The organism is Streptomyces rubradiris (genome assembly GCF_016860525.1).
In the GTDB taxonomy this organism is placed as follows: Bacteria; Actinomycetota; Actinomycetes; order Streptomycetales; family Streptomycetaceae; genus Streptomyces; species Streptomyces rubradiris.
This window is the reverse complement of the sequence record NZ_BNEA01000015.1, coordinates 4,818,228-4,842,294: the sequence shown is the minus strand read 5'-3', so window position 1 is coordinate 4,842,294 and position 24,067 is coordinate 4,818,228. Positions and strand designations below refer to the sequence as shown.

Annotated in this window: 18 protein-coding genes and 1 riboswitch; of the genes, 3 read left to right on the top strand and 15 right to left on the bottom strand. The window is 72.3% G+C overall.

Features of this window, described 5'->3' with window-relative positions; translation table 11 throughout:
• Positions 1–226 precede the first annotated feature (226 nt).
• Positions 227–997 (top strand): ABC transporter ATP-binding protein, encoded by a 771-nt coding sequence (locus Srubr_RS34785; RefSeq protein ID WP_189992001.1) that lies wholly within the window; start codon positions 227–229, stop codon positions 995–997.
• Positions 997–3,525, top strand: a complete 2,529-nt coding sequence (locus Srubr_RS34780; RefSeq protein WP_189992004.1) for an ABC transporter permease — start codon at positions 997–999, stop codon at positions 3,523–3,525. The genes Srubr_RS34785 and Srubr_RS34780 overlap by 1 nt, the downstream gene beginning before the upstream one ends.
• 62 nt (positions 3,526–3,587) lie before the next feature.
• Here the strand turns inward: Srubr_RS34780 and Srubr_RS34775 are convergent, their stop codons facing one another.
• From Srubr_RS34775 to Srubr_RS41130, 15 genes are all read right to left on the bottom strand, one after another.
• Positions 3,588–4,880 (bottom strand): SAM-dependent methyltransferase, encoded by a 1,293-nt coding sequence (locus Srubr_RS34775; RefSeq protein WP_189992007.1) that lies wholly within the window; start codon positions 4,878–4,880, stop codon positions 3,588–3,590.
• A 218-nt stretch (positions 4,881–5,098) separates the two neighbouring features.
• Positions 5,099–6,478, bottom strand: coding sequence for an NAD(P)/FAD-dependent oxidoreductase (locus Srubr_RS34770; RefSeq protein ID WP_189992009.1), 1,380 nt, complete (start codon positions 6,476–6,478; stop codon positions 5,099–5,101).
• A 444-nt stretch (positions 6,479–6,922) separates the two neighbouring features.
• Positions 6,923–7,864, bottom strand: coding sequence for a Ppx/GppA phosphatase family protein (locus Srubr_RS34765; protein WP_189992011.1), 942 nt, complete (start codon positions 7,862–7,864; stop codon positions 6,923–6,925).
• Complete coding sequence (locus Srubr_RS34760; RefSeq protein WP_189992013.1) at positions 7,861–8,397, bottom strand: DUF501 domain-containing protein; 537 nt, start codon at positions 8,395–8,397, stop codon at positions 7,861–7,863. Before Srubr_RS34760 ends, Srubr_RS34765 begins: the two co-directional genes overlap by 4 nt.
• Before the next feature lie 29 nt (positions 8,398–8,426).
• A complete protein-coding gene (locus tag Srubr_RS34755; protein ID WP_189992015.1) occupies positions 8,427–8,903 on the bottom strand; it encodes an FtsB family cell division protein in 477 nt (158 codons plus the stop codon).
• A gap of 105 nt (positions 8,904–9,008) precedes the next feature.
• The gene (eno, locus tag Srubr_RS34750; RefSeq protein ID WP_189992017.1) at positions 9,009–10,289 is read right to left on the bottom strand and encodes a phosphopyruvate hydratase; all 1,281 of its coding nucleotides are present in this window, start codon (positions 10,287–10,289) and stop codon (positions 9,009–9,011) included.
• A 398-nt stretch (positions 10,290–10,687) separates the two neighbouring features.
• On the bottom strand, positions 10,688–11,437 hold the full coding sequence (locus Srubr_RS34745; protein WP_189992019.1) for a LysM peptidoglycan-binding domain-containing protein: 750 nt from the start codon (positions 11,435–11,437) through the stop codon (positions 10,688–10,690).
• Positions 11,438–11,442: 5 nt separating this feature from the next.
• A riboswitch (cyclic di-AMP (ydaO/yuaA leader) is annotated at positions 11,443–11,617 on the bottom strand.
• A 183-nt stretch (positions 11,618–11,800) separates the two neighbouring features.
• Positions 11,801–12,934 carry a LysM peptidoglycan-binding domain-containing protein gene (locus Srubr_RS34740; RefSeq protein WP_189992021.1) on the bottom strand — a complete coding sequence of 378 codons (1,134 nt, stop codon included), beginning with the start codon at positions 12,932–12,934 and terminating at the stop codon, positions 11,801–11,803.
• Positions 12,935–13,102: 168 nt separating this feature from the next.
• Positions 13,103–14,335: a cytochrome P450 family protein gene (locus Srubr_RS34735; RefSeq protein ID WP_189992741.1), complete on the bottom strand. Its 1,233-nt coding sequence runs from the start codon at positions 14,333–14,335 to the stop codon at positions 13,103–13,105.
• A gap of 731 nt (positions 14,336–15,066) precedes the next feature.
• Positions 15,067–16,119 (bottom strand): nucleoside triphosphate pyrophosphohydrolase, encoded by a 1,053-nt coding sequence (locus Srubr_RS34730; protein ID WP_189992023.1) that lies wholly within the window; start codon positions 16,117–16,119, stop codon positions 15,067–15,069.
• Between the two features lie 159 nt (positions 16,120–16,278).
• A complete protein-coding gene (locus tag Srubr_RS34725; protein ID WP_189992025.1) occupies positions 16,279–16,932 on the bottom strand; it encodes a SurA N-terminal domain-containing protein in 654 nt (217 codons plus the stop codon).
• A 151-nt stretch (positions 16,933–17,083) separates the two neighbouring features.
• Entirely contained in the window at positions 17,084–17,911 is an 828-nt protein-coding gene (locus tag Srubr_RS34720; protein ID WP_189992027.1) for a glycoside hydrolase domain-containing protein, read from the bottom strand.
• Between the two features lie 74 nt (positions 17,912–17,985).
• The gene (locus tag Srubr_RS34715; RefSeq protein WP_268257572.1) at positions 17,986–19,479 is read right to left on the bottom strand and encodes a serine/threonine-protein kinase; all 1,494 of its coding nucleotides are present in this window, start codon (positions 19,477–19,479) and stop codon (positions 17,986–17,988) included.
• 38 nt (positions 19,480–19,517) lie between these two features.
• Positions 19,518–20,189 carry a hypothetical protein gene (locus tag Srubr_RS34710; protein WP_229926550.1) on the bottom strand — a complete coding sequence of 224 codons (672 nt, stop codon included), beginning with the start codon at positions 20,187–20,189 and terminating at the stop codon, positions 19,518–19,520.
• A gap of 184 nt (positions 20,190–20,373) precedes the next feature.
• Positions 20,374–23,031, bottom strand: a complete 2,658-nt coding sequence (locus Srubr_RS41130) for an N-6 DNA methylase (RefSeq protein ID WP_229926551.1) — start codon at positions 23,029–23,031, stop codon at positions 20,374–20,376.
• A 197-nt stretch (positions 23,032–23,228) separates the two neighbouring features.
• Between Srubr_RS41130 and Srubr_RS34695 the strand changes: the two genes are divergently transcribed.
• The gene (locus Srubr_RS34695) at positions 23,229–23,945 is read left to right on the top strand and encodes a hypothetical protein (protein WP_229926552.1); all 717 of its coding nucleotides are present in this window, start codon (positions 23,229–23,231) and stop codon (positions 23,943–23,945) included.
• Positions 23,946–24,067: the final 122 nt, after the last annotated feature.

Sequence of the window (24,067 nt, the reverse complement as noted above, 5' to 3'; positions counted from 1 at the left end):
CGCTCGAACAAGACCGGTCCACCGGTTAACGAGATACCGGACATCCGTCGGAGCGCCCCGCGCCCCCTCAGGGTCGGCCGTCCTCCCCAGGTATGACACGGCGGCCCCGCGTCCGACCCCAGTCGCCCCCCGGAACCGGAACAGCGACTGACTCCGGGCGCGCACCGCGCCGGGACGATGGAACGGTCCCCAGGAAACACGTCGTCCCGAGTAGGAGCACCGTCCCGTGACCACCACACCCACCGCCGGCCGGACCACCGCCGTAGCCGCGCGCGCCATGGAGCTGTCGAAGATCTACGGGCAGGGTGAGACCCGGGTGGTCGCCCTGGACCGGGTCTCCGTCGGCTTCCGGGCCGCCGAGTTCACCGCCATCATGGGCCCGTCCGGCTCCGGCAAGTCCACGCTGATGCACTGCGTGGCCGGTCTGGACACCTTCTCCTCCGGATCCGTGCGGATCGGCGACACCGAGCTGGGCTCCCTGAAGGACAAGCAGCTCACCAAATTGCGCCGGGACAAGATCGGCTTCATCTTCCAGGCGTTCAACCTGCTGCCGACGCTGACCGCGCTGGAGAACATCACCCTCCCGATGGACATCGCCGGGCGGAAGCCGGACAAGGCGTGGCTGGATCAGGTCATCCAGATGGTGGGTCTGTCCGGGCGCCTGGGCCACCGGCCCTCCCAGCTGTCCGGCGGCCAGCAGCAGCGCGTCGCCGTGGCCCGCGCCCTCGCCTCCAAGCCCGAGATCATCTTCGGTGACGAGCCCACCGGAAACCTGGACTCGCGTTCCGGCGCCGAGGTCCTCGGCTTCCTGCGCAACTCCGTGCGCGAGCTGGGCCAGACGGTGGTCATGGTGACCCACGACCCGGTGGCCGCCGCCTACGCGGACCGGGTGATCTTCCTGGCCGACGGGCGGATCGTCGACGAGATGTACGGCCCCACGGCCGAGTCCGTCCTCGACACCATGAAGCAGTTCGACGCGAAGGGCCGTACCAGCTGATGTTCCGCACCGCCCTGCGCAACGTCCTCGCGCACAAGGCCCGGCTGTTGATGACCGTGCTCGCCGTCATGCTCGGCGTGGCGTTCGTCTCCGGGACCCTCGTCTTCACCAACACCCTCTCCGACGCCTACCAGAAGAGCTTCGCCAAGGGCTTCGACCAGGTCGACGTCGCCATACGGGCCAAGTCCCAGGCGTCCAAGGGCGACCGGGTCGGCAAGGACGCCGAGCTGACCCAGGCCCTGCTGGACCGGGCCGCCAAGGTTCCCGGGGCCGCGTCCGCCACCGGTGTCGTCACCGGCTTCACCGCCCTCGCCGGCAAGGACGGCGAACTCGTCGGCGGCGACTGGCAGTCGGCCGGCGGCAACTACTGGGGCACCAAGGACCCCCGCTACCCCCTGGTCAGCGGCCACGCCCCGCACGGCAAGGACGAGGTGGTGATCGACTCCGCGACGGCGAAGCGGGCCGGCTTCAAGGTCGGCGACACCGTGCGCCTGTCCGTCGACGGCCCGGTCCTCACCCCCACCGTCAGCGGCATCTTCACCACCGACGACGGCAACGTGGCCGCCGGCGGCAGCCTCACCCTGTTCGACACGCCGACCGCGCAGTCCCTGTTCGGCAAGAAGGGCACGTACGACGAGATCGACGTGCAAGCGGCGGCCGGTACCAGCCAGGAGGCGCTCAAGTCCGCGGTGGACAAGGCCCTGCCCGCGGGGCTGGTGGAGACCGCCACCGGCGAGCAGCTCGCCGACGACCAGGCGGTGGCGATCGCCGACTCCATGAGCGGCCTGAAGCAGAGCCTGCTGGTGTTCGCGGGCATCGCCCTGTTCGTCGGCACCTTCATCATCGCCAACACCTTCACCATGCTGGTCGCCCAGCGCACCCGTGAGCTGGCCCTGCTGCGGGCGGTCGGTGCCTCCCGCCGCCAGGTCACCCGCTCGGTGCTCGTCGAGGCGTTCGCGGTCGGCGCGGTCGCCGGTGTGGCCGGTCTGGTGGCCGGTGTCGGCATCGGCGCGGGTCTGCGCTCCCTGCTGCGTTCCATGGGCGAGAGCGTGCCCGACGGACCGCTGGTGATCAGCCCCGGCACGGTGGTCGCCGCCCTCGCCGTCGGCATCCTCGTCACCGTGCTCGCCGCCTGGCTGCCCGCCCGCCGGGCCGCGAAGATACCGCCGGTGGCGGCGATGAGCAGCCTGCACGCCAAGGCCACCACCAAGTCCCTGGTCCTGCGCAACACGCTCGGCTCGCTGTTCGCGGCCGCCGGTGTCGCGGTGGTCCTCATGGCCACGAACATGGACGCCGACTCCGCCCAGGGCCCGATGGGCATCGGCGCGGTCCTGCTGATCATCGGCGTGTTCGTGCTGACCCCGCTGCTGTCCCGTCCGCTGATCGCCCTCGCCGCTCCGGTGCTGCGCGCCTTCGGGGTGTCGGGCAAGCTGGCCCGCCAGAACTCGGTGCGCAACCCGCGCCGTACCGCGGCCACCGCCTCCGCGCTGATGATCGGCCTGACCCTGATCACCGGCATGACGGTGATGGCGGGCAGCCTGCAGTCCTCCATCGACCGGCTGGCCAGCTCGGCGATCCGCGCCGACTACGTCGTCTCGATGGCCAACCGCGGCCCGCTCTCCCCCGACGTGGCAAAGAAGCTCGCCACCGCCGACGGGGTCACCGCCAGCAGCCCGCTGCGCAGCGCCGAGTCCCGCATCGACGGCGGCACCGAGTGGCTGACCGGCGTCGACGGCGCGGCCATCGGCAAGCTGACCGACCTGAAGGTGACGGACGGCTCCTTCGCGGTGGACGGCACGCGGATCGTCGTGGACCAGGACCGGGCCAAGGAGCACGGCTGGAAGGCCGGTTCGCAGCTCACCGCGCACTTCGAGGACGGCGCGGCCCGCCGGCTGACGGTCGCGGGGGTCTACGAGGGCAACGACATGATCAACGGGATCATCCTCGACAACAAGGTCCTCACCCCGCACCTGACCGATCCGGCCGACATGCAGGTCATGGTCAAGATGGCGGACGGCGCGTCCGACGCGGCCAAGGACGGCCTGGTGAAGACCCTCGGCACCAACCCGGCGGTCAAGATCCAGGACAAGCAGGACATCTCCGATGAGATCGGCAATGTGTTCACGCAGGTGCTGAACATGGTCTACGGCCTGCTCGGCATGGCGGTGATCGTCGCCGTGCTGGGCGTCGTCAACACGCTGGCCATGTCCGTCTTCGAGCGCGCGCAGGAGATCGGCATGCTCCGCGCGATCGGCCTGGACCGCCGGGCGGTCAAGCGGATGGTCCGCCTGGAGTCCCTGGTGATCTCCCTGTTCGGCGGCGTGCTGGGCCTCGGCCTGGGCGTGTTCTTCGGCTGGGCGGCCGGCGAGCTGCTGGCCACGAAGATACCGACGTACGAGCTGCAGCTGCCGTGGGGCCGGATGGCGGTCTTCCTGCTGCTGGCGGGCGTGATCGGCGTCCTGGCCGCCCTGTGGCCGGCCCGCCGCGCGGCCCGGCTGAACATGCTCGCGGCGATCAAGGCCGAGTAGCGGTCGCACGCACAAAGTGGAGGGGGCCCCTCGAGGAGGGGCCCCCTCGCCGTGCGTAACGGTCAGCCGTGCCAGGTGCGGGGCCGCAGGCCGAGCCCGGAGGCGCCGGAGACGGGGGTGCGGATCGCGAGGACCTGGTTGACACCGATCCGGTTGCGTTCGAAGGCGAGCGCGGAGGCGGCCATGTACAGCCGCCACACCCGGGCCCGGCCCGGGCTGGTGAGCCGGACCGCGCGGTCCCAGTCGTCCTCCAGGTTGGCCACCCAGCGGCGCAGGGTGCGGGCGTAGTGCTCGCGGATGGACTCCACGTCCCGCACCTCGAACCCGGCCCGCTCCAGCTGGGTGACGGTGGTGCCGACGGGGGCGAGTTCGCCGTCGGGGAAGACGTAGGAGTCGATGAACTCGTCGACCTGGTACGCCGACTCGTCCCGCTGCGGGCGGCGGGCGATCTGGTGGTTGAGCAGCCGGCCGCCGGGCTTGAGCAGCGCGTACAGCTGGCGGGCGTACTCCAGGTAGCGTTCGGCGCCGACGTGTTCGGCCATGCCGATGGAGGAGATCGCGTCGTAGGGGCCGTCCACGACGTCCCGGTAGTCCTGGACCCTGATCTCCACCCGGTCGGTCAGGCCCGCGTCGGCGACGCGCTTGCGGGCGTAGGCGGCCTGCTCCTGCGACAGGGTGACCCCGACGACGCTCACCCCGTGCTCGCGGGCCGCGTGGATGGCCATGGAGCCCCAGCCGCAGCCGACGTCGAGCAGCCGCTGACCCTCCTTCAGACCCAGCTTGGCGCAGATCAGTTCGAGCTTGTCGCGCTGGGCGGTCTCCAGGGTGCCGTCCTCCTCCCAGTAGGCGCAGGAGTACACCATGGAGGGGCCGAGGACGATCTCGTAGAAGTCGTTGCCGACGTCGTAGTGGTGGCTGATGGCCCGCTTGTCGGTGCGGCGGGTGTGCAGGTGCCGGCGGGGTCTGCGCATCTCCTCGCGCGGCGGGGTGGGCGGGATCGGCGGGCCGGCCAGTTTCAGCAGGTCGCGGGCGGCGGCCCGGACGGCGGGGTCGCGCACGGCCTGACGCAGGGTGCGGGCGTCCTCGCCGCGCTCCCAGACGAGGCCGGCCATGGCGTCCAGCACGGTGTACAGGTCGCCCTCGACGTCCAGGTCACCGGCGACCCAGGCGCGGGCGAGGCCGAGTTCACCGGGTTTGAAGAGCATCCGGCGCAGGGCGCGGCGGTTGCGCACCACGAGGGCCGGCGCGTCCGGCGGGCCGGCCTGCGATCCGTCCCAGGCCCTCAGCCGCACCGGGAGCGGGGCTCCCAGCACCTGCTCGGCAAGACTCCTCAGCCGCTGCGCGGCGTCGGCCATGACGCACACCTCCGTGACGGACGATCCCGGAATGCCAACACCACGTAAACACACGCGGGCCCCGGCCGTAGTCCCCGCGCCGTGTTGCGGCCGGGTAAAAAGCCGGTATGCGCCGGCCGCTTCCGGCCCGGGGGCGATCGGTTCCGGACAGCCCGAAGGGGCCGCCCGCACCACGGATGGCAGGCGGCCCCTTCGGGGTCGAAAGAGTGACCGGGAGGTCAGGAGGCCTTGGCCTTCTCCTCCGGCTTGGCGGCGGCGACCGGGGCCGGCTTGGCGGCCTCGTAGAACTCCTCGCGCGGGTTCTCCATGGCGCCCAGGGAGACGACCTCGCGCTTGAGGAACATGCCGAGCGTCCAGTCGGCGAAGACCCGGATCTTGCGGTTCCAGGTCGGCATCGCCATACCGTGGTAGCCGCGGTGCATGTACCAGGCGAGACGGCCCTTGAGCTTGATCTTCATCTTGCCCATGACGATCATCGCCACGCCCTTGTGCAGGCCGAGGCCGGCGACCGCGCCCTTGTTGGCGTGCTCGTACTCCTTCTGCGGGAAGCCCCGCATGCCGGAGACCACGTTGTCGCCGAGGACCTTGGCCTGGCGCAGCGCGTGCTGGGCGTTCGGCGGGCACCAGGCGTTCTCGTTGCCCGCCTTGCGGCCGACGAGGTCCGGGACCTGCGCGTTGTCACCGGCGGCCCAGATGTAGTCCGTGCCCTTGACCTGGAGCGTGGGCTCGCAGTCGACGTGGCCGCGCGGGCCGAGGGGCAGGCCGAAGCGGGCGAGGGCCGGGTTCGGCTTGACGCCGGCCGTCCACACGATGGTGTTGGCGTCGACCTCGAGGCCGTTCTTCAGCACCACGTGGCCGTCGACGCAGGAGTCCATGGAGGTGGAGAGGTAGATCTCCACGCCCCGGCTCTCCAGGTGCTCCTTGCCGTACTGGCCGAGCTTGGGGCCGACCTCGGGCAGGATCTTGTCGGCGGCGTCGACGAGGATGAAACGCATGTCCTCGCGGGACACGTTCTTGTAGTACTTGGCCGCGTCCCGGGCCATGTCCTCGACCTCGCCGATGGTCTCCGCGCCCGCGAAGCCGCCGCCGATGAAGACGAAGGTGAGCGCCTTGCGGCGGATCTCCTCGTCGGTCGTGGAGTCGGCCTTGTCCAGCTGCTCCAGGACGTGGTTGCGCAGGCCGATGGACTCCTCGATGCCCTTCATGCCGATGCCCTGTTCGGCGAGGCCGGGGATCGGGAAGGTGCGGGAGACCGCGCCCATGGCGATGACCAGGTAGTCGAAGGGCAGCTCGTACGCCTCGCCCACCAGCGGGGCGATCGTGGCGACCTTGCGGTCCTGGTCGATGGTGGTGACCCGACCGGTGAGGACCTCCGCCTTCGGCAGCACGCGTCGCAGCGGGACGACGACGTGGCGAGGGGAGATGCTGCCGGCGGCGGCTTCGGGGAGGAAGGGCTGGTAGGTCATGTACGACCGGGGGTCGACGACCGTGACGGTCGCCTCGCCGTAGCGCATCTTCTTGAGGATGCGCCGAGCTGCGTACAGGCCTACGTACCCACCGCCTACTACGAGGATCCTGGGACGCTCCGTGGTGCTCATGCCATCGAGTATCCACCCGCCCCAAGGGGGGTGCTCGTGCGCCCCTTCACAAGAACCGACAGGCCCTGTGTTAAACTCCGCGACCCGCGTGACCGAGGTCATGCGGCCCAGCGGGAACCGCGCGGCGGTTCGCCCCGTTGTCAAGGCCGCGTGAGCAGCCTCTCCGGAGTCGCGGGGTGGTCGTGGAAGTGTCGTGAAGCCTCCGGATCAACCTCCTCCAGGGCCCGTTCGCGTCCTTCATCTGAACATGTTCAAACGGTCTTTGATGCCCCGGAAGGGCCAACCGGCCCCGTTCGGGGGACCCCCGGGACCGAATTCCTTGTGAAGAACTTCACGAAGCTTTCCGCGCGCATGCGACGAAGGGCCCCCGAGGGGGCCCTCCAGGACGCTCAAACGTTATCCAACCTGCTCAGCGGTCGGCTACCGGTGAGTAACAAAAGAGACCTACGCCACCGACCACGCGATGCCGTCCAGGATGTCGTGCTCGCTCACCACGACCTCCTCGGCGCCGGTGCGTTCCATGATCGCGAGCAGCACGAGGGCGCCCGCGCCGATGACGTCGACCCGGCCCGGATGCATGGACGGGACGGCGGCGCGCTCGGCGTGCGTGGAGCGCAGCAGCCACTCGGTGATCTCCCGGACCCGGCCCTGGGAGATCCGGGAGTGGTGGATGCGCGCGGAGTCGTACTCGGGCAGTTCCTGGGCGATCGCGGACACCGTGGTGACCGAGCCGGCCAGACCCACCAGGGTGCGCGCCTCGCGCAGCGGGACCGTCCGCTCGGCCAGGTCCAGGGCGGCCTCCACATCGGCCCTTATGGCGGCGATCTGCTCCCCGGTGGGCGGGTCGGAGACCTCGCCGCCGTGCACCAGGTGCCGCTCGGTCATGCGCACGCAGCCGATGTCCACCGACCGCGCGGCGCGCACGTGGTCGTCGCCGACGACGAACTCGGTGGAGCCGCCGCCGATGTCCACCACCAGGTAGGGCCGGGTGAGGTCGGTGCGCCCGGTGAGTTCCTTCGTGGCGCCGGTGAAGGAGAACTCGGCCTCCTGGTCGCCGCTGATGACCTCCGGCTCCACCCCGAGGATGTCCAGCACGCCGCGCGTGAAGTCCTCGCGGTTCTCGGCGTCCCGGGAGGCGGAGGTGGCGACGAAGCGAACCCGCTCGGCGCCGTGCTCCTTGATGATCCCGGCGTACTCGCGGCAGGCGGCGAAGGTGCGCTCCAGCGCCTCCGGGGCGAGCCGGCCGGTGCGGTCGACGTCCTGGCCGAGCCGCACGATCGTCATCCGGCGGTCCAGCTCGGTCAGTTCCCCCGTCGCCGGGTCGGCGTCGGCGACCAGCAGCCGGATGGAGTTCGTGCCGCAGTCGACGGCCGCCACACGGGTCACTTCGCGTCCTCCTCGGGGGTGCCGGCGGTCACGCACGCGCCCTTGCGCCACCACTCCGGCAGCATCGCCAGGGCCTCGTCGCCGAGCGGGTTCACGCCCGGCCCTGCGGCCAGCGAGTGGGCGACGAGGACGTGCAGGCACTTCACCCGGTCGGGCATGCCGCCCGCGCTCGGGAAGCCCTGGAGGACCTCGATCTCGTCCCGGCGCCGGATGTAGTCCTCGTGCGCGGCCCGGTAGGCGGCGGCCAGCCCGGGGTCGCTCTGGAGCCGCTCGGTCATCTCCTTCATGACGCCGTTCGCCTCCAGCGTGCCGATGGCGGAGGACGCCTTCGGGCACGTCAGGTAGTACAGCGTCGGGAAGGGCGTGCCGTCGGGCAGGCGCGGCGCCGTCTCCACGACGTCCGGCTGACCGCACGGGCAGCGGTGCGCGATGGCCCTGAGGCCCCGCGGCGGGCGGCCCAGCTGCTGCTTGAAGGCCTCTACGTCCGCGTCGGTGGGCTCGGTGCGCGGAGTGGGCGGCGGAGGGGTTTCCATGACTGGCTGCTCGGAGACTTTCTGTCGGTTCACTGGTCGGAGGCGTCGGACTTGTCGACGCCGTCCCAGACGTTCGCGTACCAGGGCCGGCCGGCGGCCCCGAGGTCGGCGCGGGACTGCTTGGCCGCACCGGGGTCGACGACCACGTACCCGGTCTCGCCGGGCCGTACGTAGTGCAGCCGGCGGCGGATCTGCTGCTCGGCGTAGGCGTCGTCCTGCCAGCGCGCCTTGAGGTCCCGCAGCCGCTCCACCCGCTCGCGGGCCTGCCGCTGCTCGCGCTGGAGGTCGGCGATCTCCGCACGCTGGGAGACGTACTGCCGCATCGGGTAGGCGAGGGCGACGACCATCGTGCACAGCACCAGCGCGAGCAGCGCCGCCCGGCCGGTGAGCCGGGAGCGGCGGGCCTGCCGTTTGGTCTGCGAACGGTAGACGCGGGCCGCGGTCTGCTCGCCGAGCAGCCTGATCCTGGTCGCGGTGGAGAACCGGTCACGGTCCTTCACGCCCATCTTCCCCGCCTCCCGTCACACGCGCGTACGTCCCCGGACACGGTACGGGACCGGGTACGGGGACGTACGTACGACTGGCTAGGACTTAGCCCAGGTTGGGTCGGCTCAGCCCTTGAAGCGCGGGAACGCGCTGCGGCCGGCGTAGACCGCGGCGTCGTCGAGGATCTCCTCGATGCGCAGCAGCTGGTTGTACTTGGCGACGCGCTCGGAGCGGGCCGGGGCGCCGGTCTTGATCTGGCCGCAGTTGGTGGCGACGGCCAGGTCGGCGATGGTGACGTCCTCGGTCTCGCCGGAGCGGTGGGACATCATGCACTTGAAGCCGTTGCGCTGGGCCAGCTCGACGGCGTCCAGGGTCTCGGTCAGCGAGCCGATCTGGTTGACCTTGACCAGCAGGGCGTTGGCGGCGCCCTCCTCGATGCCCTTGGCCAGACGCTCGGGGTTGGTGACGAACAGGTCGTCGCCGACCAGCTGCACCTTGTCGCCGAGCTTGGCGGTGATGGTCTTCCAGCCCTCCCAGTCGTCCTCGAAGAGCGGGTCCTCGATGGAGACCAGCGGGTACGCCTCGACCAGCTCGGCGTAGTACTCGGTCATCTCGGCGGCGCTGCGGTTCTTGCCCTCGAAGACGTAGGAGCCGTCCTTGTAGAACTCGGACGCGGCGACGTCGAGCGCCAGGGCGATCTGCTCGCCGGGGGTGTAGCCGGCCTCCTTGATCGCCTCCAGGATGAGGTCGAGGGCCTCACGGTTGGAGCCGAGGTTCGGGGCGAAGCCGCCCTCGTCGCCGAGGCCGGTGGACAGGCCCTTGTTCTTCAGGACCTTCTTCAGGGTGTGGTAGACCTCGGTGCCCCAGCGCAGGGCCTCGGAGAAGGACTCCGCGCCGATCGGGGCGATCATGAACTCCTGGATGTCCACGTTGGAGTCGGCGTGCGAGCCGCCGTTCAGGATGTTCATCATCGGCACCGGCAGCAGGTGCGCGTTCGGGCCGCCCAGGTAGCGGAAGAGCGGCAGGTCGCTGGCCTCGGAGGCGGCGTGGGCGACGGCGAGCGAGACGCCCAGGATGGCGTTGGCGCCGAGGGAGCCCTTGTTGTCGGTGGCGTCCAGGTCGAACATGGCCTGGTCGATCAGGCGCTGCTCGGTGGCGTCGTAGCCGACCAGCTCCGGGCCGATCTGCTCGATGACGGCGAGGACGGCCTTCTCGACGCCCTTGCCCTGGTAGCGGTTCGGGTCACCGTCGCGCAGCTCGATGGCCTCGAAGGCGCCGGTCGAGGCGCCGGACGGCACGGCGGCACGACCCGTGCTGCCGTCGTCGAGGCCGACCTCGACCTCGACCGTGGGGTTGCCTCGGGAGTCCAGGATTTCCCGGGCTACGACGACGTCGATGGACGGCACGAGCATCTCCTTCTTGGATGTGACGCTGGAAGTGCGGGGCTGGTGTGCCTTGCGACTAGAGCCTAACCGTCCCGGGCCGCTCGGCCATCGACCGACCGCCCCGTGGACAGAGCGACGGTACCTTTTGTTTCTGAACGAAACAAAGGGGGCCGGGTCATTCCGGGGCCAGGGGCGCCGGGCCGGACGCGGAAAACCCCGCCCTGGCGCGTACGGGGGAACACGCGCCGGGGCGGGGAGCCCTTGGGGGACGGGGGTGGCCCGCACGGGGCCTTGGGGGGCCGCCTGGATGTACGGGCCTTGGGGGCCTTGGCCGTACGGACCCTGGGGGCCGTGGCCGTACGGGGCCCGGGGGAGCCTGGGGCCCGCCGGGATGTGCGGGCCGTGGGGTCCCGGGGGGCTTACTTCAGGTGGAGCTGCTGGCCCGGGTAGATGAGGTCGGCGTCCTGGACGATGTCCTTGTTCAGCTCGAACAGCTTCTGCCAGCCGCCCGCGACGTGGTGCTCCGCGGCGATGGTGCTGAGCGTGTCGCCCTCGACGACCTTGTACTCGCCGTCGCCCTTCTTGACCTTCTTGCCAGTCGGGGTGGTGACGGTCTTGCTCGCGCCGCCGGTGCTCTTGCCCGAGCCGGTGCTCTTGCTGGTGCTGGTGCTCTTGCCCGTGGAGGCGGCCGGACGCTCGGCGGAGCGGGAGGCGGCCTGCTGGTCGGCGGAGCGGGTGGAGGTGCCCGAGTCCTGGGCGGACGGGACGGACGGCGCCGGGGCGGAGCCGTTGTACGGGGTGCTCGACAGGCCGGTGCCGCAGACCGGCCAGGCGCCCTTGCCCTGGGAGGCGAGGACCTTCTCGGCGACGGCTATCTGCTGCGACTTGCTGGCCTGGTCGGCGGTGGCGGCGTACTGCGTGCCGCCGTACGCGGCCCAGGTGGAGGCGGAGAACTGCAGACCGCCGTAGTAGCCGTTGCCGGTGTTGATGGACCAGTTGCCGCCGGACTCGCACTGGGCGACCGCGTCCCACTGGGAGGCGGTGGCGGCGGAGGCGTTGCCGGCCGCCATCAGCGGGGCGGCGACGGCGGCACCGGTGACACCGGCGAGCGTGACGGCGCGGACGGCCTTGGACGGACGACGGTGCTTGCCCTTGCCGGAAAACAGCATGGATCGATTCCCCTCACCGACGCCTGCGAGGTGAGCTGTCGGGTTCGGGCCGGTTGAGTTGCCCGGCCGCGTCCGACGCTTTCGCGTGACGCGGCTTCACCCCCAGCCGGTCCCAGCCTCAACTGCTGGGCCCGGCGCTTACCTTGGGTCCCCCGCTCCTGCCTACGGCGCTTGACGCGACGACTGTTCCCGGGCGACCGCCGGCAGGATTCGGCGTGGCGGAAGCCGGGGCTCGCGGTGACGAGCGGCCTCGACCGTAGACAGGTGATCGCCGGAATTTCAAAGACGATCAGGGCTTCTGAGACTCATCCCACACTTTCGCCAAACCGGACATCAGGGCAGTAAGTGGGGCACCAAGTCCCGCTACTTCGCGTCCGATTCGCCCTGGACGTTCAGGGTCTGACCGGCGGTGATGTGGTTCGGGTCGGCACCGATGGCCTTTTTGTTGCCGGCGTACAGCGCGTGCCACCCGCCGTCGACGTCAAGGGAGTCGGCGATGGAGGACAGCGAGTCGCCCTGGCGGACGGTGTAGGTGTCCGTTTCACGGGAGGCGTGACGGCCGGACGCAGTACCGTTCTGACCGTTTGTCAGGGTTTCGTCCGCACTGGGGCCCCGGTGGCGTCCGCCGGTGCCGACGGTTCCGGTGTCGACCAGACTCCAAGACCCGGCCGCCTGCTGCGGGTTGCTCACGGTCCCGGCGTCCGGGGTGGCCGTCGGGGCGCCGCCGGGGTACTGGGTGTTTCCGGTGTCGGGCGTGGGGGACTTGTCGGACTTGGTGGTGTCGGTGCCGGTGGAACCGGGGGTCTCGCCCGCCCCCTTGTCGGCCGCCTTGTCCGCTTCTTCGCCGGCGGCCTTGCCCGTACCCTCGCCACCCTTGCCGGCCTTGTCGCCCTTGTCCTGCTTGGTGGACGGCGTGCCGGTCGGGTCCGAGGAGGGGCCGGACCCCGGGTCGGCGGTGGAGCCGGTGGAGCCGGTGGAGGGCGACGCGTCCGGCCGGCCGGACGGGTCGGAGGTTCCGGGAGCCTTGGACGTACCGGAGCCGCCTGCCGATCCGGACGCATCCGCCGAACCGCCGGTGCCGCCGGAGTCGTCGACGCCCGTGTCGACCTCCATGGACCCCGAGTTCCGCGTCAGGCCGGACAGCAGGGCACAGGTGGCCCAGGGGGTCGTACCCCGGTCGGCCAGGATCTTCTCGGCGACGGCGATCTGCTGCTGGCGGCTGGCCTGGTCGGGGCTGGCCGCGTACTGGCCGCCGCCGTACTTGTCCCAGTCCTCCTGCGAGATCAGCAGGCCGCCGTAGTACCCGGTGCCGTTGTCCGCGCTCCAGGAGCCGCCGCTCTCGCACTCGGCCACCTTGTCCCACGTGGTGCCGTCGGCCGCGTTGGCGCTCGCCGCGCCGAGGAGCGGGATGGCGATGGCGGAGCCGGTCACTCCGGCCGCGACAAGGAGGGCCGGAGCCTGGCGGGGGCGACGGTGTCGACCGTTCCCGGAGAGCATGCAGAAGCCTTTCGAGCGACAGCAGGACCGGCGCGGCGGTTGGAGCCGCTCGCCGCGCTGATGGGTGAACGTATCGGCAGACGATCACTTGTCACAAGTTCATGCCGCACAGATCACGTGAAGATCACAGGGTTGAGAAAGTGTCACCTTTGTCTGGAGAGACTGTGTTCAGGCGGGCGGTGTGAACTCCACCGGCAGGGTGCGCAGGCCGCGCATGATGAGCCCGCCGCGCCAGCGCAGGTCGGCCGGATCCGCGGCGAGCCGCAGGTCGGGCAGGCGGGTGAACAGGGTGGCCAACGCGGTCTGGCCCTCCAGCCGGGCGAGCGGAGCGCCCAGGCAGTAGTGGATGCCGTGGCCGTACCCGAGGTGCTGGTTGTCGCGGCGGCCGAGGTCCAGCGCGTCCGGGTCGGCGAACCGCTCCGGGTCCCGGTCGGCGGCGGCGAGGACGACGAGTACCGGGTCGCCCGGCGCTATGTCCTGCCCGCCGATGGTCAGCGGCTCGGTGGCGAACCGCCAGGTGGCCAGCTCAACCGGGCCGTCGTAGCGCAGGAGTTCCTCGACGCCCGTCTCCAGCAGGTCCCGTTCACCACGGGCCAGGGAGTCCTGGAGCCGGGCGCGCTGGCCGGGGTGGGTGAGCAGGGCGTAGGTGCCGTTGCCGATGAGGTTGACGGTCGTCTCGAAGCCGGCGAACAGCAGGATGAAGGCCATCGCGGCGGCCTCGTTCTCGGTGAGGTGCTCGCCGTGGTCGGAGGCGCGGATCAGGCCGGAGATCAGGTCCTCGCCGGGCGCGGGCGTGGCGGACAGCGCCGCGCGCTTCCGGTGGATCAGCTCGGCGAGATAGCCGCGCATCTTCTTCACGGACCGCGCGACCCCTCCCCTCGGTCCTCCCCCGTGCCGGATCATCATGCCCGCCCAGTCCCGGAAGTCGTCCTGGTCCTCGCGCGGGACGCCGAGCAGGTCGCAGATGGCGTAGATGGGCAGCGGGAAGGCGAACTCGTGGATGAGGTCGGCGGAGCCGGTCTTCGCGAACCGGTCGATGAGCTGGTCGGTCAGCTCCTGCACCCGGGGGGCGAACTCGGCGACCCGGCGCGGGGTGAACGCCTTGCTGACCAGCCTGCGCAGCCGGGTGTGGTCCGGCGGGTCGATGTTCAGCAGGTGCGTCATCAGCTCGGCCTTGCGCTCGCCGGGGATGCCGGTCTTGCCCTTGGCGTGCGCGGGCTCGTCGTGGTGGGCCGGGTTCTTGCTCAGCCGCTGGTCGGCCAGGGCCTGCCGGGCGTCGGCGTACCGGGTGACCAGCCATGCCTCGACCCCGCTCGGCAGCCGGGTGCGGTGCACGGGGGCGTGCTCGCGCAGCCAGGCGTAGGCCGGGTAGGGGTCGGCGGCGAACTCCCACGTGAACAGGGCGGGGGCCGGCTCGTCGGCGGCGGCCGGCTCGTCCGCGAGGGCCGAGTGCTCGGCGGGGGCCGGCTCCTCCGCGGCGGCCGGCTCCTCCGCGGCGGCCGAGTGCTCGGCGCGGGTCGGCTCGTCCGCGGGGGCCGACTGCTCGGCGGGGGCCGGCTCCTCCGCGAGGGCCTGCCCGTCCGCGGGGGCCGACTGCTCGGCGGGGGCCGGCTCGTCCGCGAGGGCCTGCCCGTCCGCGGGGGCCGACTGCTCGGCGGGGGCCGGCTCGTCCGCGAGGGCCTGCCCGTCCGCGGGGGCCGACTGCTCGGCGGGGGCCGGCTCGTCGGCGGCGGCCGGCTCGTCCCCGAGGGCCGAGTGCTCGGCGGGGGCCGGCTCCTCCGCGGGGGCCGAGTGCTCGGCGCGGGTCGGCTCGTCCGCGGGGGCCGACTGCTCGGCGGGGGCCGGCTCGTCCGCCGGGGTCGGCTGGTGGGCGGGGGCCGGCTGGTCGGGGTGGTGCTGGTCGGTCACTCTTCGACGGTATCCGGCGGAGCGGGCACCTCGCCGAGCGCCTTCGGGCGGCGGGGCGGCGGGCAACTGGGTGGCGGGGCGAGGGCCCGGTCCGGCGGCCGGGCTACGGGGCAGCTGAGCGGCGGCCCAGTCCCGGCGGCCGGGCAGCGGGGCAGCTGAGCGGCGGCCCAGTCCGGTGGCCGGGCGGTATCAGGTGGGGCCCCGGGAGCCGGAAGGTGGTCCGCCTACGCCTCGTCCTCCTTCCCGCCGCCCGCCGCGCGCGCCGCCTCGCTGTCCTTGATCGCGTCCCGGTACACCCGGGCCGCCGCCCGCAGCGCCGCCTCCGGGTCGACGCCGTCCGCCTCGGCGGCGACCGCCAGCGCCAGCAGCTCGTACCCGATGCCCTCGCCGCGGGGCAGGGGCACCTCCAGGCCCGCCGTGCGGACGCGGGAGGCGAGCTTGGCGGCCAGGGCCAGGCCGGGCTGGCCGAGCGGGACGCCCTCCGTTATGGAAGTGCGCCGCTTCTCCTCGGCCTTGGTGCGCAGCCAGTGCGCCTTGACGTCCTCCGGGGTCTCCGCCCGCTCGTCGCCGAAGACGTGCGGGTGGCGGTGGATCAGCTTGGTGACGATGCCGCCGGCCACGTCGTCCACGGAGAACGGCGCGTCCGGGTCCTCCTCGGCTATCCGGGAGTGGAAGACGACCTGGAGGAGGACATCGCCCAGTTCCTCGCGCAGTTCCTCGCGGTCGCCGGCCTCGATCGCCTCGACCAGTTCGTATGCCTCCTCGATGCCGTACTTGGCCAGGCCCTCGTGGGTCTGCCGGGAGGACCAGGGGCACTCGGCGCGGATGCGGTCCATGACCTGCACCAGGTCCAGCAGGCGGGCGCCGGGCAGGTCGTAGGAGGCGGGGAGCAGCTCCAGCTCCGGCATGGCGACCCGGCCGGAGCCGGCCAGCCGGGCGAGGCCGTCGGTGAGCGCCGGTTCGCCCTCGCCGGTCGCCACGACCACCACCGTCCGGCCGCCGGCACAGGCGTCGACCAGCTCCCGCGCGGTGGGGGACGCCTCCGTGACCGCTATCCCGGCCTCGCGCAGATACGGCAGCTGCGGGTGCGCGCCGTCCGCGCACAGCACGGTGTCGGCGGCGCGCAGGGCCTGCCAGGCGGGCCAGGACAGCAGGCCGGGGGCGACGCGGTGGCTGGTGGTCAGCAGGATGACGCGGCCGGGGGCGGCTTCCCGGCCGGGGGCGGGGCTGGGGTCGGCGCTGGGTTCGTGGCGGGCTTCGGCGCTGGATTCGTTCACGATCCGAACGTAACCCACGCCGCGGAGGGGTGGACCGAGTTATCCACAGGGCTCAGGCGCTCGTGTGATCGTACGACCGGAAGTTCCGGTTCCGATTCCGTTTCCGGGTTCCGGTCCGGTACGGGATCCGCACCGGCCGCCACCCCGCCCGGTCCCCGTCTACATCGTCACCGGCTGTCCGCCCGCCACCGCCGTGGCCTCCCGTACCCATGGCGTCTTGGCGTCCACCCGGCTGCTCTTCTGCACGTCCCAGGAGCCGTAGCGCGGGTTGAGGTCCACGTGGAGCTCCGTGGACGCCTTGGACAGGGCCTTCCAGAACGCGGGCTGGCTGGTGTCGGTGCCGAGCTCGGCGGCGAGCTTCTGCGCCTCCAGTTGCAGGCGCAGGTTGTCGTCGAGGCGGGCCGGCGCGATGCCGTACTTCTGCAGCCAGGCCGTCTCCAGGCCCTTGCCGCCGCCGGCCTGCCGTTCGAGGCCCGCGCGCATCCGCTGGATCTCCGCGCGGGTGACCGTGACGCCCTTGTCCCGGGCGGCGCGGTGCAGCACCCGGTCGAGCACCATGTTGTGCAGGGTGTCCCGGGTGAGGCTGCTGGTGGAGGAGACGACCTGCTGGTACTGCGTCTCGTCCGGGACCGCGGCCCGCTGGGCCCGGCGGACCTCCTGGACCCGGCTCTCCAGCTGGGCCACGGTGATCCGCTGTCCGCCGACGACGGCCGCGGCGCCCGGGTGCGCCTCGCTTCCGCAGGCGGTCAGCAGGGGGGCCGCGGCGGCGATCGCGGCGGTGAGGACGAGCGCGGTGCGACGGCGGCGGTGCAAGGTGAACCTCCTGGGGGGAGATTGTGCGACGGTGCACAAAGTCTTGCGGTGATCGATGGTAGGCAGTGGGCAGGCCGCGGCCAACCCATTCGACCAACGATTCGCACCCGCTTCGGGCACCGCCGCGCCGCTCGGGGAGCGGGCCGCCGGGTCAGCCGATGATGGCCACCGGCGCGTCCCAGGAGTTCCGGTCCACGGTCAGCGTGACACCGCCGCGCGTCTCCTTGCTGTTGACCAGGTACTGGTGGCCGCGGCTGTGCGGGGTGAACTGACCGGCGCCCCACGGCCAGTCCGCGGTCGTCGTGTCCTTCTTGTCGTACAGCGCGTACCAGAGGTTGCCCGGCAGGTCCTTCTTGTCCGCGGCGGTGGCGACGGCCTTGGCACTGGAGCTGGTGAAGCCGTAGTAGCCGGCCCGGTAGGTCTTGGCGCGCAGCGTCTTCGTGAAGGAGCGCACGTACGTCAGGACGGCGTCGTTGCACGCCTTGTTCTTGATGTCGTACGCCTCCATGTCCAGGTAGATGGGGCTGCCTGCCTTCATGCGGAGCGCGGAGGCCTTGGCCACGGCGTCGGCGGCGTCCTTCGCGCCCAGCGAGGCGGCCGTCGCGGCGGACAGCTTCTCGGGGCTGGAGCCGGTCTGGCAGGGCGGCTGCGCGCCGACGTAGATCGGGATGAGCTTCCAGCCGAGGGAGTTCACCGACTTCACCCAGGAGGCGGTGAGGTTGGGCTGGGCGCAGCCGCGGTTCTTGCCGCCCACGTAGACGGCGACGGCGCCGTAGTAACCGGTGTGCCAGGCCTTCATCGCGGACAGCGACGGCGCGGTGCAGGTGTCGAAGGCGCGGCCGGTGAACGTCTTCTGCGCGGGCCAGCTGGTGGCGGCCATGGAGGTCTGGGCGGCGATGCCGGCCCCGGCGGCCACCACCACGCCGACCGCTCCCCACGCGATGTATCTGCGCTTCTTGGACTGCCGGTGTCCGGCCATGTATCCCACCCCTGTTCGTGTACGGCGGCTCGCGCGCGTGCGTGCGCGCGTGCCTGGCGAAGCCGACGGACAATCTATCCGCGCACCTGTCCGAGCCACTGGAGGGTCCGCCGGATCTCCACGGCCAGCGGATGGCCGGGGCCGTGCAGCCGCTCGACGTCCGTCACCAGCCGCGCGAGCGTGTCGTGGGCGGCCGCCCGGTCGCCGAGCGCGAGCAGCAGATGACCGACACGCCGGCGCACCTCGTGGGCGAGTCCCGGGTCCCCGGAAACGTACTGGTTCTCGTAGTACGGCAGCAGGGCGCGGTACTCGGCCAGTGCCGCCGCCGGTTCGCCCAGTTGCTCCAGGCACTGCGCGGCCTCGTAGCGGTAGCGCAGTGCCTGCGCGTCCGCCTGGCCCGCCTCGGCGGCGCGTTCGTCGGCGAGGCGGCGCAGTTCGGGCAGCGCGCGCCGGTACTGGCCGTCGTCCAGGAGCGTGGCCGCGTACTGCTTGCGCAGGGTGCGTACGACCGGGGAGTGCTCGCCGTGCTGTTCGGCGGCGGCCGGCAGGATCGCGCCCAAAATGTCCACGGCCTGCGTGATACGGCCCTCGCCCAGCAGTTGTTTCGCCTCGTCCACAGCGGCGGCGACATCGGGCTTCTCGATCTCCGGCGGCGCGGGCGTGACCGGAGCGGGCTGGTGCGCGGGGGTCCGCGCGCGGTCCGGCCAAGGGGCGTGCGGACGCAGGAAGGGGCGCGTGGGGTCCAGGGGCGCCCCGGTTGGTGTGCCGCGCGCCGGCAGCAGCAGCGCCAGGTCCTCGTAGACCTCCTGCGCGGACGCCGGCCGGTGCTGCGGGTCCTTGGCCAGCAGGCGCAGCACCAGGGACTCCAGCGCCTCGGGGACCTCGGGTCGGATCCGGCGCACGGGCAGCGGCGGCTCGTACAGGTGCCGGTGCAGCACCCCGAGCGCGGTGGAACCGGCGAACGGCACCTCCCCGCTGAGCAGTTCGTGCATCAGCACACCGAGCGCGTACAGGTCGGTGTACGGGCCGACCGCGCCGCCCATCGCCTGCTCGGGCGCCATATAGGCCGGCGAGCCGATCGGGGAGCCGGTGTGCGTGAGCCGGGTGGTGTCGGTGTCCATCACCGAGGCCACGCCCAGGTCGAGCACGGTGACCGTGCCGTCCTGCTTCACCATCACGTTGCGCGGCTTGAGGTCGCGGTGCACGATCGGCACGGCGTGCACGGCGCTCAGCACGGCGCACAGTTGCGCGGCCACCGCGACCGCCCACGGCCACGGGTACGGGTCGTGCTCGGCGAGGTGGTCGGACAGGTCGGCGCCGTCGACGTACTGCATGACCAGGAACAGCTCGTCGCCCTCGCTGCCCGCGTCGTGCACCGTCACCAGGCCGGGGTGGTCCACCTGCGCGGTGGTCCGGCACTCGCGCAGGAACCGGCGGCGCAGCTCGTCCGTCTCCTGGCCCGCCACCTTGTCCGGGCGCAGCAGCTTCACCGCCACCCGCCGGTCCAGCCGCCGGTCGTACGCCGTCCAGACCTGGCCCATGCCGCCCTGCCCGATGAGCGTGGACAGTTCGTAGCGCCCGGCGACGACTCGTCCCGTCGTCACGCTCACCGACCGCCCTCGTGGCCGTCCTGCCGGCGCAGGTAGTCACTCAGCTCGTCCAGCTCCGCGCGCACCTGCTCGATCCGCGCGGGCGCCGGGGGCCGCGGCAGCGGGGCGGCCGACGGAGGCGCGGGAACGGGCGCGGGCGGGGGCGCGTACGGGGCCGGGGGTGGGGGCGGGGGCGTGGCGGTGGGTACGGCCGGGGCGGACGCGGTCGGCGCGGCCGGTACGACCGGTACGGGCGGTACGGGCGGTATGAGCGCCGTCGGCGCCGGGGTCGGTACGGTCGTCGCGCCGTACGCGGCCGCGGGGGCCGGGTAGCCGTACGTCGGCGCCCCGGGCACCGCCGCGTACGCCTGCCGGCGCAGCGCGAAGTGCTGGATGTCCGCGGCCAGGTAGTACGCGATCGAGCCCACGAGCGTGCCCAGCACCAGTATCAGGCCCACATAGCCGCCCGTGGTGTGGATCTCCTCGCCCGGCTCCAGGCCCAGCAGGACGACGGCGAGGATGTCGGCGGCCAGCACCGCCACGAACAGCCCCCAGTCCAGCGACCGGCGCGTGACGATCGCCAGCCGCAGCAGCAGCGCCCAGGACATGAAGCCGATGGTCAGGATTCCGAGCGCCACGAACAGCACACGCAGGCAGACCAGCCACGCGGTGTGCGGTGGCTGCGTCACCGGCTGTCCGTGGCCGTGGCCTTGCATGGCTGCTCCCGGTCCTGGAAGTGGGCGTGCCGCCCGCCCGGCGGGTCGGCGGGCGGGCGGACCACGCCGCTCGTGCGATGGTCGCTTCGAGCATATGGCCCGGCACGGACAAATGATCGAGGCTGTACCGAACCGTTGTCCGCCCGCCCGCGCGCCATCAGTCCGGTGCCACCGTGCCGTCGGTGAGCCCGTCGTACATCCCGCGCACCAGCTGCTCCCCGAGCCGGCTCGCGTGCCTGAGCGCCCGCTCGAACTCGTCGAGGGCACGGAAGCGCGCGCCGTAGCGGCGCTGTTCCTCCAGCGGGAGCCGGGGCAGGTGCAGCCGGCGCACGTCCAGCCGGGTCGCCGTGGAGGCGTAGCTGCTGGCCTGCCGGTTGTTGGCGGTACCGCGCAGGAACCCGGCCAGGAACCACGGATCGAGCGCCGTGCGATCGGGACGCAGCAGCACCAGGTTGCGCCCCAGGGCGACGCCCCCTGTCGCCTCGTCGATCACGCGCGCCACCGCGCCCCCGCCGAGCACGGGTACAACGACGTCGCCGGGCTCGGTCAGCACGGCCTCCTCCTCGCTCTCGGGCAGCGTCCCGGAGGGCGACGTCCCGGCGAGGACGTCGTGGTCGGTGAGCACCGGCACGCGCGCGTGGCCGCCGTTTCCGCCGGTACGCATCACCAGCGCGCCCCCGCGCGCGAGCTCGCCGACGGTGGTCAGCGGCCAGCGCGCGGGCGGGGCCGGGTCGGCGGGCGGCGGGGTGAGGTCGGCGGTCAGCCGCAGGGTCGCGCCCAGGCGCTCGCGCACCCGCGTGAGCTGCTCCGCGCCGTCGGCCACCGCGGCCGGCGGCAGATGCCGGGCGGGCGCCAGGTCCACATCGTCGTCGAGGAGTTCGATCACCGGCACGGAACGGGCGAGGCCGGGCCGCTCCGCGAGCCGCCCCTCGCGCGCGAAGGCACGCCAGGCGTCCAGTACCGCCTCCCGTACCGCCTCCCAGTCCGGGCCGCCCCGCGCCTCCCCGGCGAACCTCCCGGTGTCCACGAGCAGCACCTCGGGCGCCGCCGGTGTCCGGTCGGGCCGGCGCAGCACCCACAGGTGCAGCGGGATGTTGTACGGCGGTGCCGCGCCGACCGGCAGCGCGGCCACGGCCCTGAGCGCGCCCCGGCGCAGCAGATCGGCCCGGATCCGGCGGCCGGAACGGCGGGAGGCGGCGGCCGGCGGCATCAGCAGGACGGCGGTACCGCCGTCGGTCAGCCGGGCCAGCGCGTGCTGCACCCAGGCCAGCTCCGACTCCGTGCGCGCCGGGAAGCCGTACTCCCAGCGCGGGTCGTAGGCGAGTTCGTCGTGACCCCAGTTGCGCTCGTTGAACGGCGGATGGCACAGCACCGCGTCGGCGAGCAGCCCGGGGTGGGCGTCGGCGCGCAGGGTGTCGCCGACGGCGGCACGCACGGTGGCCCGGCTGTGCAGCGCCAGCCGCAGCGTGCTGAGCGCGGCGAGTTCGGGCGCGCTGTCCTGGGCGTACAGCTCCTGACCGGGGCGGGGGTCCACGGCGCGCAGCAGGGCACCGGTGCCGCAGGCCGGGTCCAGGACGGTGCGGGCCGGGCCGGCCAGGTCGGCCATGAGGCCCGCCAACTCGGCCGGGGTGAGCGTGTACTGGCGGGGGTTGGCGTCCAGGTGCCGGCCCAGCAGGAACTCGAACGTCTGCCGGGCACCGATCTCGGCGGCGAGTTCGGCGGCACCGCGGAGGAGGGGGACGGAGGGGAGGAGTTGGGGGCCGGTGGGGGTGGTCAGGGCGGGAGTGGGGGTGGGAGTGGGGGTGGCGGGGGCGGGGACGGCGGGGGTGGTCGGGGCGCTGGGGGTGCCGGCGGCGCTTGTGGGGGTGCCGGGAGCGGGGCTGTGAACAGTGGGCCGAGTGGGTCGGTTGTGAACGGCCGACGCGTTGTGAACCGGTGATTGGCCGTGGCTGGTTGGGGCGTTGTGAGCGGGTGACTCGTTGTGAACGGGCGGCTCGTTGTGAACGGTGGGCGGAGTGTTCACAGCTGGTGCCGATGACGATGTGTTCACAGCGGGCTGGGTGGGGGCGGAGTTCACACCGGGCGCGGTGGGTTCGGGGTTCACAGCAGGCACGGTGAGATCCGAGTTCACATCGGCCGACCCTGACTCCCAGTTCACACCGGCCGACCCCGGCTCCGAGTTCACACTGGCCGCCCCTGACCCAGAGTTCACACCGGGCGACGCGAAACCCGCGTTCCCAACGGACGTGTGGCTCGGCCCGTTCACACCGGCTTGCCCAAACGCCCCGCTCACACCAGCCCGCCGGAACGCCGCGTTCACGCCATCACCGGCACCCGCGGCCACCCCGGCACCGGCGCCCGCCCTCACACCCGCACCCGCGCCCGCGCCTCCAACCCCCGCTCCCCCGCGCCCCCGTACTCCCCCCACTCGCGGTGTCAGCACCTTCTCCAACGCCCCCGGCAGCATCGCGGCCAGCCTCGCGTCGGAGCCAGCGCTCGCGTCGAGCCAGACCGTGGGGCGCTCGTGGATCAGCAGCAGCACGCAGCCGGTGTGCACCAGGGCCGTCAGCGGGCCCTCCGGGTGGCCGGCGAGTTGCTGCCAGACGCGTTCACGCAGCGGTACTTCCGCGAGTTTTCCCTGCTTGCGCAGCCAGGCCTCGACCTCGGCGAGGGCGAAGGAGGGGCTGGTCTCGGTGCCACCGACCGGCTTGGGGAAATCGGCGTGCCGGCGGCGCCAGTTGCTGACGGCGGCCCGGCCCACTCCGGCGAGTCGGGCGATCCCCGCCGCGGTCACCTCTGTCGCGTTGTCCTGCACCGGCTTCGCTCCCCTCGTCCCGTGTGTGCGCCGAGCATACCGGCGTACACAAAGATCGATGGGTTCACGGACGTGTACTCACCCCCAAGTGTGAACCGTGTTGACTCGGTTCACACGCTCTGTTGTTATTGACCCAGCGAACGAGCGGTCGCCGGAGGGGGAGACCGTCCGCATTCGGGGAGGGATACGTCATGGGCATGAGGGCCAGGCTCGCGGTCGGTGCGGTGGTGGGGCTCGCCGTCATCGGGGCCGTGTCCGCCACCGTCGGCAGCCATTCCAAGGCCGGCGGTTCGGGTGACGGCGCCCGGGCCGGCTCCTCGCCCTCGGCCCCACACAAGCCCGGCGGTGCAAGCGAGAATTCGGGCGGCTCCGCCGACTCAAGGCGCGCCCGGGCGGCCGAGAAGATGAAGACCACCTTCGGGGACAACGGCGACTACCAGGTGGGCACCGACATCAAGCCGGGGACATACCGCACGACCGGCAACCCCGATGACACGTGCTACTGGGAGCGCGCCAGGGACGCCTCCGGCCAACCGGACGCCACACTCGCCGGCGACCGGCTCAACGGCACGGGTTACGTGACCGTCATGCCCACCGACAAGGTGTTCCGGTTCTTCGGCTGCGCCGACTGGGAGCTCGTGGACCCGACTGCCCCCACGGCGAAGGGCACTCCCGCCACCTCCATGGACGGCGACGCGGGCATGTTCCAGGTGGGGACGGACATCGCGCCGGGCACCTACAAGTCGACCGGGAACACCGGCGGCACCTGCTACTGGGAGCGCACCAAGGACGCCGAGCACGGCCCGGACTCGTTCCTCGCCGGTGACCATGTGACCGGTACGGCCGTCGTCACCCTCAGCGCCTCGGACGGCTACTTCAAGACCGACGACTGCGGTGACTGGAAGAGGATCTGACCCGTTTGCCCGCCCCGGCGCGGGGACACCCACACCCAGCGCCGTTACGGCACCTCACCCCACCACCCCGTAGAACCCCCGTACCACTCACCCCCCACGGAGCCGTCCGGCTCCCCGCTCAC

Coding starts and splice junctions, on each gene's coding strand:
- Srubr_RS34745 (WP_189992019.1), bottom strand. CDS start 11,437: ATGCTGTTTTCCGGCAAGGGCAAGCACCGTCGTCCGTCCAAGGCCGTC.
- Srubr_RS34775 (WP_189992007.1), bottom strand. CDS start 4,880: ATGGCCGACGCCGCGCAGCGGCTGAGGAGTCTTGCCGAGCAGGTGCTG.
- Srubr_RS34760 (WP_189992013.1), bottom strand. CDS start 8,397: ATGGAAACCCCTCCGCCGCCCACTCCGCGCACCGAGCCCACCGACGCG.
- Srubr_RS34695 (WP_229926552.1), top strand. CDS start 23,229: ATGAGGGCCAGGCTCGCGGTCGGTGCGGTGGTGGGGCTCGCCGTCATC.
- Srubr_RS34755 (WP_189992015.1), bottom strand. CDS start 8,903: ATGGGCGTGAAGGACCGTGACCGGTTCTCCACCGCGACCAGGATCAGG.
- Srubr_RS34720 (WP_189992027.1), bottom strand. CDS start 17,911: ATGGCCGGACACCGGCAGTCCAAGAAGCGCAGATACATCGCGTGGGGA.
- Srubr_RS34780 (WP_189992004.1), top strand. CDS start 997: ATGTTCCGCACCGCCCTGCGCAACGTCCTCGCGCACAAGGCCCGGCTG.
- Srubr_RS34740 (WP_189992021.1), bottom strand. CDS start 12,934: ATGCTCTCCGGGAACGGTCGACACCGTCGCCCCCGCCAGGCTCCGGCC.
- Srubr_RS34770 (WP_189992009.1), bottom strand. CDS start 6,478: ATGAGCACCACGGAGCGTCCCAGGATCCTCGTAGTAGGCGGTGGGTAC.